The 2,205-nt window shown below is 48.4% G+C and carries 2 protein-coding genes; both read right to left on the bottom strand.

All coding sequences use genetic code 11. The features are described 5' to 3' along the window. A partial coding sequence (locus tag QCH34_RS11185) for a transporter substrate-binding domain-containing protein (RefSeq protein WP_300334163.1) occupies window positions 1–899 on the bottom strand: 899 nt, incomplete at its 3' end. 386 nt (window positions 900–1,285) lie between these two features. Next, on the bottom strand, window positions 1,286–2,205 hold a 920-nt coding region (locus QCH34_RS11180), incomplete at its 5' end, for a cache domain-containing protein (RefSeq protein WP_300334161.1).

The following is a 2,205-nucleotide window of genomic DNA, read 5'->3' as shown; positions in this document are numbered from 1 at the left end:
AAGGTGCCGGGCGTGTCCTTTTCTATTGCATCAGCCGTACGGTCGACGAGTTCGATCACCTGTTCCCTTGTGACCGATGGATCCGGCAGATAAGAAACGCCAATGTAGCTGTACAGAATACGCTGGTATTCTGTTACTCCGGTCTGGTCGGGCTGATAACGGAGGGTGTCAAGGGATTCCTGGAATGCCTCGACAAGAAGATCGGGTGTCTCCCTGTTGAAGGCAAAGTAGAGATCATAACTCTCAAATCTGTAGAGAATCCCGAATTGGTCAGGATCATCAGTTGCCTTTTCGATGAAGTACCTGCCGGCAATATCCCCATAACAGAAGAGATCAATTGTCCCATCATGGATGAGAGAGATGAGTGTCAGTACATCCTCGGCTTCAATGATGTTTGACTCAGAAACTCCGTTCTCCTTCAGCAAAATTCCTGCATAATCATCCTTCACGACCCCGATCCGGTACTTCTTCAGGTCATCCGGTGTGGATATGGTAACGCCCTCATGCACATCTCCAAAGAGAACAAAAGCAATAGATACAAACGGTCCCGCCCATTTGAAGAGCTCTTCTCTCTCCGGGGACCGGACTATCGTGAGGAGGACGGTATTCTTCTCTGAGAGGGCGGTATCATAGGCGATATGCCATGGCAGCACCTGGATCTGATCTCCTGACACTGGAGTTCCCATCTCTTCAAGTGCTCCAAGCAGGATATCAACAGAGATCCCTTTGACAACCCCGTCTTCGATATAGTTGAATGGGGGATACTCTTCTGTTATAAACGTCAGCTCTTCAACCCCAATGGGGGAAGGAACAACGTTCTCTTCAGGGGTTGTACATCCTGCGGCAAACACAACAAAGAGTGTGAGGCAGAGGAGGAATACATGATGAATCTTTACCATAATAATACCAATCAAATGGGCTCTTTGGTTTTATTAAATGAACCGGAGGATTCGTTTCTCGCCTCCTTTTCTTGCGGAGTAATCTGATGGGGGGAAGAAATACTCTGTTGTAAGGGTCAGGTATACCGACGATTCCCATGAACACAAGACGCTTTCAACAACCGGCTATCCACGGGATAACCGGGATCACCATTACCGGGACCGGAGTTGTATGGGAAGGGAGCAAGGTTTGAGAACAGGGTTGCAACCAGTGGGTTTTCGGTCACGTAAGGGTTCAGGATAAGGGAAGTTTTTTGGAAAAGGCTCTGTTTCATCTCAGAACAGAAACAATAAAAGATTATATGGAGGGAAATACCCTCCCGGAATATTCTTCTTTTTATTCAATCTCAATCCTGGTGAGCAGGATTTGGGTTGGCGGTATACAGTCCGCTGACGACAATATACTGATTGGTATCGCTTCCCTCAGTCAGTTTGAAGTAGGCTGATTTGTGATAGATCCCGTTCTTTCCCGGCTGGGTCCATATATAGTCAACCCAGCCCGAACCTTCTGTCAGGGCAATATCGGTGAACTGGTCGCGGAAAGGCGTGCCTACAATATCCGTCTTCCCTCTCATATTCTCCCCGACAAGACGTGGGTTGTCAGCCTCGGCAACGACCGTCACATTGGTGTCATATACAAAGACATACAGTGCCCGGTTCTCTCTGTCCCTGAAGGGATGCTCACCGGCATTGATCCGGGCTATTGTGCCGGGTGCGTCCTTCTCTATGGCATCGGCCGTAGAGTCGACAAGTCCGATCACCTCTTCTCGTGTGACAGGTGGATCCGGCAGGTAAGAAACGCCAATATAGCTGTGCATGATACGCTGGTATTCTGTTATTCCGGTCTGGTCAGGCTGATACCGGAGGGTGTCAAGGGCTTCCTGGAATGCTTCGACGAGAAGATCAGGTGTCTCCCTGTTGAAGGCAAAATAGATGTCATCGGTCTCAAATCTGTAAAGTATCCCGAAATTGTCAGGATTGTCTGTTGTCTTTTCAATGAAGTACCTGCCGGCAAATTCTCCATAACAGAAGAGATCGATTGTTCCATCCTGGAGGAGAGAGATAAGCTGTGGTACATCATCGGCTTCAATGATCTTTGACTCTGAAACTCCGCTCTCCTTCAGCAAAATTCCTGCATAATCGTCCTTCACGACCCCGATCCGGTACTTCTTCAGGTCATCCGCAGTCGAGATTGCATATTCCTCATGCAGTTCCCCAAAAAGAACATAGGCGACAGATACAAATGGTCCCGCCCATTTGAAGAGCT

The organism is Methanocalculus sp., from assembly GCF_029762515.1.
In the GTDB taxonomy this organism is placed as follows: Archaea; Halobacteriota; Methanomicrobia; order Methanomicrobiales; family Methanocorpusculaceae; genus Methanocalculus.
Note: the sequence above shows the minus strand (reverse complement) of the source record. Positions and strands in the feature narration are given on the sequence as shown.